The organism is Candidatus Protochlamydia sp. R18 (genome assembly GCF_000648255.1).
Lineage (GTDB): Bacteria > Chlamydiota > Chlamydiia > Chlamydiales > Parachlamydiaceae > Protochlamydia > Protochlamydia amoebophila.
The window spans coordinates 1-7692 of sequence record NZ_BASL01000783.1 but is presented as its reverse complement, the minus strand read 5'-3'; the positions used below and the strand labels follow the sequence as shown (position 1 = coordinate 7692).

Annotated in this window: 10 protein-coding genes and 1 pseudogene; 8 read left to right on the top strand and 3 right to left on the bottom strand. The window is 34.2% G+C overall.

The window, feature by feature from the left end:
• The first annotated feature begins 105 nt into the window (after positions 1-105).
• The 4 genes and pseudogenes from TY19_RS19710 to TY19_RS27395 form a co-directional block, all read left to right on the top strand.
• Positions 106-255: a GNAT family N-acetyltransferase gene (locus TY19_RS19710; protein WP_338140285.1), complete on the top strand. Its 150-nt coding sequence runs from the start codon at positions 106-108 to the stop codon at positions 253-255.
• Between the two features lie 422 nt (positions 256-677).
• The gene (locus TY19_RS10910) at positions 678-1277 is read left to right on the top strand and encodes a type IV toxin-antitoxin system AbiEi family antitoxin domain-containing protein (protein ID WP_042282535.1); all 600 of its coding nucleotides are present in this window, start codon (positions 678-680) and stop codon (positions 1275-1277) included.
• Entirely contained in the window at positions 1274-2122 is an 849-nt protein-coding gene (locus TY19_RS10905; protein WP_042282533.1) for a nucleotidyl transferase AbiEii/AbiGii toxin family protein, read from the top strand. Before TY19_RS10910 ends, TY19_RS10905 begins: the two co-directional genes overlap by 4 nt.
• Before the next feature lie 239 nt (positions 2123-2361).
• Positions 2362-2418 (top strand): annotated as a pseudogene (locus tag TY19_RS27395) (hypothetical protein); the annotation flags it as partial.
• Between the two features lie 402 nt (positions 2419-2820).
• On the opposite strand, the gene TY19_RS10900 reads toward TY19_RS27395, so the two are convergent.
• The gene (locus TY19_RS10900) at positions 2821-3024 is read right to left on the bottom strand and encodes a DUF378 domain-containing protein (RefSeq protein WP_042282531.1); all 204 of its coding nucleotides are present in this window, start codon (positions 3022-3024) and stop codon (positions 2821-2823) included.
• A 961-nt stretch (positions 3025-3985) separates the two neighbouring features.
• Between TY19_RS10900 and TY19_RS10895 the strand changes: the two genes are divergently transcribed.
• Both TY19_RS10895 and TY19_RS10890 read left to right on the top strand, forming a co-directional pair.
• Positions 3986-4285 (top strand): hypothetical protein, encoded by a 300-nt coding sequence (locus TY19_RS10895; protein ID WP_042282529.1) that lies wholly within the window; start codon positions 3986-3988, stop codon positions 4283-4285.
• Positions 4286-4903: 618 nt separating this feature from the next.
• Entirely contained in the window at positions 4904-5839 is a 936-nt protein-coding gene (locus TY19_RS10890) for a YfdX family protein (protein ID WP_052354920.1), read from the top strand.
• A 173-nt stretch (positions 5840-6012) separates the two neighbouring features.
• Here the strand turns inward: TY19_RS10890 and TY19_RS10885 are convergent, their stop codons facing one another.
• On the bottom strand, positions 6013-6417 hold the full coding sequence (locus TY19_RS10885) for a hypothetical protein (RefSeq protein ID WP_162472052.1): 405 nt from the start codon (positions 6415-6417) through the stop codon (positions 6013-6015).
• A 183-nt stretch (positions 6418-6600) separates the two neighbouring features.
• A complete protein-coding gene (locus tag TY19_RS10880; RefSeq protein WP_042282526.1) occupies positions 6601-6852 on the bottom strand; it encodes a hypothetical protein in 252 nt (83 codons plus the stop codon).
• A gap of 127 nt (positions 6853-6979) precedes the next feature.
• Here TY19_RS10880 and TY19_RS10875 point away from each other — a divergent pair, with 127 nt between their 5' ends.
• Both TY19_RS10875 and TY19_RS10870 read left to right on the top strand, forming a co-directional pair.
• On the top strand, positions 6980-7243 hold the full coding sequence (locus TY19_RS10875) for a transposase (RefSeq protein WP_011175554.1): 264 nt from the start codon (positions 6980-6982) through the stop codon (positions 7241-7243).
• Between the two features lie 23 nt (positions 7244-7266).
• The coding region (locus TY19_RS10870) for an IS3 family transposase (RefSeq protein ID WP_148300619.1) at positions 7267-7692 on the top strand (426 nt) is incomplete at its 3' end.

Sequence of the window (7692 nt, the reverse complement as noted above, 5' to 3'; positions counted from 1 at the left end):
ATTGGCTTGATTTTATCAAATTGTTCTCTAGAAATATCGCTTGGATAAGAATGCGTCATTATTGCCTACAAAATTTTTTTGAAAGCAATTATACACGATTAAAAGATTTTAAACAGGTTCTTACAATACGGATTTGATATGTTTAAACTCGAAGAAATTGTTTCTTTTACTGCCATGCAAAATATGCGCTCCCGATATGTCATGAGAAAGATCGGTATGAATCATGATAAAATTAATGACTTTGACTATCCTTAAGCTTTCGGATGGTCATCCCTTAAAAAACATGTTTTTTATCGGCTTAAGTCAAACGAATCGCAAAAACTGCAAGGTATGCCATGAAAAGTTTGATTAGCATGTATCAAAAAATTTCTAAATCTTCAAACCGAAACTTCTTCACAGATTGTCCATGATGATGCTATGGTTAAGGACCCCAACTACATAAATACGTACGCTTTTTATAAGCAGAATGGGTTTGATCTTTTATTCGAAGTTGAATACTTATAGACCTGATTTTAAAATGGTATACTTATACAAAAAACTTAGAAAAAATAAAAAGGATTGATCTTTGATCAGGTTTATTTCAGTAGTCTATTGAAATCTCTTGATTTAAAATTTAACACAAAAACCCAGTTGATGGAATTGGGTGTTTCTGTTAAATTGAATACAGGAGATAACCTATGAAAAAACCTACAAACCTAAGTATTATTCGTCCGCTTTTTGCTCAACCCTCATTTACTGCAAATGATGTTAAACAATTTGGGGTTTCTGCTGCTCATCTTGGCTACTATATTAAGAAAGGATTAATTAAACGGCTAGGGCGCGGCATTTACCAAAGTACAGACTATCAAGGATCTCCTGAAAATTTTCGATGGGAGGACCTTATAGAGGCTGTAAATTCTGTACCCAATGGGGTTATTTGCCTCATCTCTGCACTAGCTATCCACGATATAACTGAGGAAATCCCGCGAGAACATTGGATTGCTGTACCACATACTACTTCCATTTGCAGAGGTGCTAAAGTGAGAATTGTGAGATTCCGCAATATGGAGCTTGGAAAAACAGAACTTGACCTGGGAGGTGTTCGCATTCCTATATTTAATCGCGAACGGACCATCATCGATTCCTTTAGGCTACTGAGTCGAGAAACAGCCATCAAAGCTTTAAAAATGGCTTTATTCCAAAAAGGGACAATGCGATTGGATCTTAAAAAACTGCAGTCGTACGCAAAAAAACTTAGATTTAACATTGCCCCCTACCTTATCACGGCAACAACATGAATGAACAAGGACTAAAAGATCGTCTTCAAGCTATTTCTAAAGAAAGAGGTATCAATTTCAATGAGTGCTGGAAAAAGCTGCTTCTAGAACGGTTTTTATCCCGATTATCTCGATCAACATATACTCAACAATTCATTTTTAAAGGAGGTTTTCTTCTCGCCTACCTCATGGAAATTGGACGAGAGACGACTGATCTCGATTTTTTACTCACAAGCATAAACGCCAGTGAAGACGAGATAAAGGAAGCTATAGAAGAGGTTATCGCAATAGAATCAGAAGATGGATTTTCGTTCAGTTATGAAGGAATAGAGCTTTTAGAACAGCCTCATATGGACTATCCAGGATATCGCGTCGGTTTGAAAGCAACATTTGGCCGCATGAGGGATAAGATTCAGATCGATGTAGGCATAGGAGACGTAGTCACGCCCACCACTCGCGAATTGCACTTCTTTCAGTACAAGGGTAAGCCAATGTTTGAAGGTGAAATTTCCTTGCTTGTCTATCCTTCCGAAACAATTTTTGCAGAAAAGCTTGAGACAGTGCTTTCTAAGGGAGCTGCTAATAGCCGTATGAAGGACTATCATGACCTGCTTCTACTCGCGCGCGAACCACATATGATTAACTTTAACAAGTTGCAAGTATCGTTAAAGAATACGTTTAGCAATCGCGGTACGACTCTTGAGCTTATTGATTTCAAAACAAATGAGCTCAAGCTAATGCAAAAACTCTGGGTTGCACACATCAAAAATTTAGGCCATGCAGCTCAGAAATTGAAGCTTCCAGAGAACATTCAAAATGTCATTATAGAACTCAATACAATCATCAAGAGTATAGAAACATGTTAAATCTACCTCTAACATGAAGATGTGAACTGCGCTTCTAAAAAATCAACGCCTGAATTTCGGCGGCAGTCTTTTTGCTAATTCAATATAATGCAGCAAAGCAAGAAAATGCAATAGAGTGATATCAGCCGAAAACAAGAGAGAATACTATCTAGCACTAATTGATAAAAAACAGAATATGAGGGGATCTTCTTTGTTGGAGCTAAAAGCATTGGGTATTTTGTCGTCCAACATGTCTTGCAAGGAAGCCAAAATTTGAGATTGTGAATTTTTCAAAACTGTCCAGCAGGCACTTTTAGTCTCGTTTAGACGAAGAATCAATGTTAGTGAAATACTAGAGATTCTTAATTACCCTAGAAGCTTCTCTTTCGGCTATTAAAACGAAAGATAATCGTTGTTGTCCTAAATAGCTAAATCTAGTTGTATTTAAAAATAATTCTTTAATATTTTATTTAAAGGGCGCTTTGCAAGCGCCCACGCAATACCCCTACATGCCTCAAAAATGAGGATGGTCTTTTTATCCATGATTTATTCTTATTTGTCTTAAATTCGCAGAATTTTAGGATAATAAAGGGTACACATGTAGTATGGAGCCGGGAAAAATAGAAATGTTCTTGGTCACATCATTTTAAATTTTTGCGCTCATCTCCATTTTCTAGAATCTTCAATCAAAAATTGCACAAATTCAAGTATCGGAATCCCTATTTCCAGTAATCTTGAATGGTTTTCCATTGAAATATGTGGTACACGGCAGCCAATCCAACGATTGCATAAACCGCTCTGGCAACCACAGGAAATTGGCCAAAAATAAATTCTACGAGGTTGAAATTGAATAGACCGACTAGTCCCCAGTTAAGACCCCCAATGACTAATAAAATAGGGGCGATGATCTCTATAGTTTTCATATATTCTCCTTAAGTTAGTTAGCCGTTCATCTAAAAAATTTAAAGGTTTTTTTATATTCATGCAACCCTATTAGAAATAGTTTGCACAAAAAATAAAAAATTTAACCCTCCAACATAAGGGGACTCAATTACTGGGCTACCTGATGAACAATCCTTTCTCTCTGTGGCAAATGGTCGAAAAGTGATGTCAAAGTCAATTGGCCCGATACTTGATCAAACCGGAAAAAGTCTAATCTAGGTTTCTCTGTTATAAAGCGTGCGCTTTTTATTTTTCCTAATGTATGCACTTTCTAAAATGGCTGGTGGACTTCCTCAAAAGCCTTAAACCATGAAACCTTAAGCTTCAGTTATCATGGTTTACTGCCTGAGCTATTTTCAGATGGTGAGAATACATTCTGGCTTTTTCTTGTTATGAAAGTTGGCCTTGGAAAAATCATTTTTAAGAGGCCATCACAAGCTTCAAATTCAGTTACTGCTAAACGATAGGTAGTAATATTTTTTGTTTTAGTAATTCTTAAAAAATTTGTATTTGTAATATCTGGTCTTAAAAAAAAGTTCTGTTAATAAATTACCTGTTATAGAAAAGCTCATATTAATTCCTCATAGTTAAAAAATTTTAATATAAAAATAATTATATCTGGTTTTTGATGAAAAATCAGCTAATTTCAAACTTATCATGCATAATTCACATCGTCAATTCAGCTATAAAAAGTTACAGAAGATTTTAAACAATTTTTATAAATTGAAATCTTTTAAATTGTTATTTTGCTTATTTTAAGCTATTGCTAATAATTGTAATTTAAGGCGCACAATATAAAAAATACTGTGTTATCAAGTAGTTAAAAAGTAAAGAAGTTTATAAACAGATAAAAGTTTGCCTTGCAAGGTAATTATAGGAGGAATAAATTATTTTTATAAAAGCATTGAAGTTTTTAGTTAGATAAGTAATGAGGTAAAGAAGATGAACAATACTTTTAAATCAAATCCCTCTAAATTACAAAATCCAGAAAAACAAGGTTACCTCAAAATCAATAGCAAAAAGAAACTTCAATTTTCAAATATTGAAGCAACTCTTCAAAAAGCCACATTTTCAATGAATAAAGCGATAATTATCGATTTTTTTAAAAGCGACATGAAAAAGTTAGCAAGCTTAGGTCTTCTCAATTTAATCGATGAAATTGATGATATTATTTATCATAGCTCATCTCAATTCATTCAAGAAACTAAATCGATATATCAAAAAAAAAGTAAAAATCAATAAAAAGTAATTAATTTAATCGAGTGAGTTTTCAGTTTAAATTTTTATTTAAATTAAAAGTAAAAGGAATAAATTAAATGTAAAGCCGTGAAACCTCTCATCATTGCGGAAGTAAAAAAAAACGAAGAGAGAGGACCCTAAAGTTTATGAAAATATACTTATTAAATTGAATTTTCTTTATTTAGATGCCCTTGATGGTTTTTGTTGCAGCTAGAAAGAAAATTGTTCGTTCAGATGAAAAGGTGACAAATCTTAAGGTAAAATTAGGGATTGAATTGTTGTTAAAATAGAAGTAAGTGAATTAATAGTCGCTCTAGTTAAAAAAGCAAAACTCACAGATATGGATATGTATATTGTTAAAGCTGTGCTAGAAAACTTTTCGCTGGAACGTATTAATTTCCTTTAAAAATAAAGAAGCTCTTAGAACAAGGTTATGTATATTATCTAGAAAAATAGATTTCCCTTTTCAAAAAGGCGAGGCAGAGAGTTCAATACGCAATTTAGTAAGAGTATTAGGAGTTATTAATGAAATTACAGTTAAATATTATTAATACTAAGGTTAAAAAAAATTAAAAATTGATGTGTTTTTGGTCTCTAATTTTAATAACTAGGAGGTTTCTAATGTCCTTTAAAATGTGTTTAGTCGTAATTTTAAGTCTTACAGCCTGCATGGCTAATTTAACTGCAGAAGCAGACCTTTCTAATTTATCTCAAAAAGTTACTTTTCAAAATCAGGCGCAAGCACAAAAAGATATTCAAAATCAAACCCAGCAAGCTAAAGAAGAGGTACAAAAAATTCTTGTTCCTGACGCTATTTTTATTGTGAATGAAACAAAGAAGGCCATTAATTTTATTAAGAATGGACAAATTGCAGAAGCTTTGTCTGCTGTTGAAAGTGCCACTGGTAAAAGTGATGTCTTATTAGCTCGTCATCCTGAGAATGCTTTGCTACCTGTAGATTTTGCTATTAAAGTTATTGATAGTGCACCTGTAGAACTAAATAAGATAAATGGAATTGAGAAACTGATTAAAAAAAACATTGACTATAAAAATTATCCAGTTAGTCGTGCCTTGCTTAATCTCTTATGTAGTGAGATTGATGTTGTTACCTATTGTTTGCCTCTTGCGTATTATCCTGAAGCACTCAAAAAAGCGGCAAGATTGTTGGAACTGAAACAAGCTTCGGAAGCAAGTTTGGTATTGGACATAGCACTTAATACATTAGTAGAGATGCACCAAACTTTTCCTATACCAACAATCAAAGTAATTACTTTGTTGACTACAGCTGAAGACATCTTGGAAAAGGAAAACGATAAAGGGAATGCTTTAAAGCTTGTAAATGAGGCTAAGTTCGAGCTAAAACGTTCAATAGAATTGGGTTATTTAGAAAAAGATGAGAAATATAGGGCTTTAAATGAAGAACTTACAGATCTGGAAAATAAAATTAATAAAAATCAAAAAAGTACTTCTAGCTTTAGGTCTTTAAAGGAAAAATTTCGAGACTTTTTAAAAATTTTATCTAAGCCAAAAAGTGCTTCTCGATGTTTAAACGAGTAATTGTAGTAATGAAGAAAGTGTAAAGTCCTTAAAAGCTATGGAGTGTCAACTCCATAGCAAAATATATTTGAAAATCTCATGCATTATTAGTAGGTTAATCAGGCATTACCGTACAAACTTGTCAAGTTAAGTATACGAAAGTATTGTTAGGCTGCTGCCGATCTTCTTGAGCTTCATCTTTTAAAAAGCAAAGTAGATTCTGCAAAGATTATTGATTGAAATGACTGAGAAAAGCCGAAAGGTATCACTAATACGCGGCGCAATGGTGGTGCAACAAACAACCTAGTCAGCCATTTGAAACCAATAAAATCCCGTAGCATTTTCACCATTAGAGACTGATGGTTTTGGGTAATGTGGTGAACCACCGCCCTTATAACTCGTTCCGTTTCTTGGTTCAATCCCAAGTTGCCCCATTCTTTTGGGCACTTTTTATAGTTCACTAGCGTAGTAAAAGGCTCATAACTGTATAGGGATAAATTTTTACCGTCTAATTTCAAATTTTGAAACACAAAATTTAAAAGTTGCCGTTTTTCATTCATTCCAAAACTTTCGAAGTTTTCCCTAGCACGATACGCCAAGTTCATTACCATGTTGAGAGTTATATAAAATATTTGATTTGCTTTCTCATAGCACGCCATCTGCTTAACGATTTCAGCTTGTCGAGCTTTGTATTCTCTCACTTTTTAGAGGTACATTTTCTCGTCAATCCATCCATCCAGCTTATCGTTATACATTTGACTGACTCTCTTTTGGGTGCGATCTTACTCTTTTCTTAAGGCCACGAGGCTTTCAGTGCGTGTTGATTTCGCATCGGTAGAAGGCTTAAGGTAAACTTTCTTTACTAATTCTTTGGCTGCTTGCTTCCAGTCAGCTCTTTGACAGGTTTCATTTTTAAAGACCTCTTCCAAAACGTAGTATTTGATCCTATCATCTTCAGTTTTTTTGAAACCTGCTCTATTGTAGGTTTTAACCTCATCATCGTGCCAATCAGTGAAGCGGCTGTTACCATGCATTTCAAAGAAGAATTGAATTTTGGCGATGATTTTCTTTTCTTCTAAAATTTTGACCTTGCCCCCTAAAAATCATCCAAGAAGAAATAGAGGTTCGTGTTAAAATAAATAAATTCTAGGAAACGAACCAATGAAAAAAAGATTTTCAGAAGAACACATCATTCAAATACTCAAAGAAGTAGAAGCAGGCTCAGCAGTAGCTGAAGTTTGTCGTAAATATAGCATAGCTCCCGCTACTTATTACTCATGGAAAGCCAAATTTGGTGGAATGAGTGTATCTGAAGCACAAAGATTAAAAGCTCTAGAAGAAGAAAACAGGAAATTAAAAAGGCTTGTAGCTGATTATGCTCTTGATAATGTGGCTTTGAAGGATCTTTTGTCAAAAAAGTGGTAGGCCCGCAGGCTAAGAGAAAGGCTATGAATGATCTAACCATCCGCCATGGCATAAGTCAAAGGAGAGCTTGTCGTTTACTTGCTTTCGATAGGTCTGTTGGGCGCTATAAGCATAAAATGAAGAATGATACAGAAGTAAAGGATAAAATGATTTCGATAGCTCATGAAAGAAGAAGGTTTGGGTATCGAAGAATTTGTCTCTTGCTGAAGAAGGAAGGATTAAAGATTAATCATAAAAAAGTATACCGACTGTACAAAGAGAGTGGTCTCAAAATCAGAAAAAGGGGTGGAAGAAAGAGAGCTTTAGGTTCTAGAATAAGACCTGAGGAGATTTCTAGGCCAAATCAAAGATGGTCTCTTGACTTTGTTTCAGATGCATTAGCCAATGGAAGGCGCCTTCGGATTCTAACAATTATGGATGACTTTACTAGGAAAAGTCTTAAGATGGTG

Coding starts and splice junctions, on each gene's coding strand:
- TY19_RS10900 (WP_042282531.1), bottom strand. CDS start 3,024: ATGAAAACTATAGAGATCATCGCCCCTATTTTATTAGTCATTGGGGGT.
- TY19_RS10910 (WP_042282535.1), top strand. CDS start 678: ATGAAAAAACCTACAAACCTAAGTATTATTCGTCCGCTTTTTGCTCAA.
- TY19_RS10880 (WP_042282526.1), bottom strand. CDS start 6,852: ATGCATGGTAACAGCCGCTTCACTGATTGGCACGATGATGAGGTTAAA.
- TY19_RS10895 (WP_042282529.1), top strand. CDS start 3,986: ATGAACAATACTTTTAAATCAAATCCCTCTAAATTACAAAATCCAGAA.
- TY19_RS10905 (WP_042282533.1), top strand. CDS start 1,274: ATGAATGAACAAGGACTAAAAGATCGTCTTCAAGCTATTTCTAAAGAA.
- TY19_RS10890 (WP_052354920.1), top strand. CDS start 4,904: ATGTCCTTTAAAATGTGTTTAGTCGTAATTTTAAGTCTTACAGCCTGC.
- TY19_RS10875 (WP_011175554.1), top strand. CDS start 6,980: ATGAAAAAAAGATTTTCAGAAGAACACATCATTCAAATACTCAAAGAA.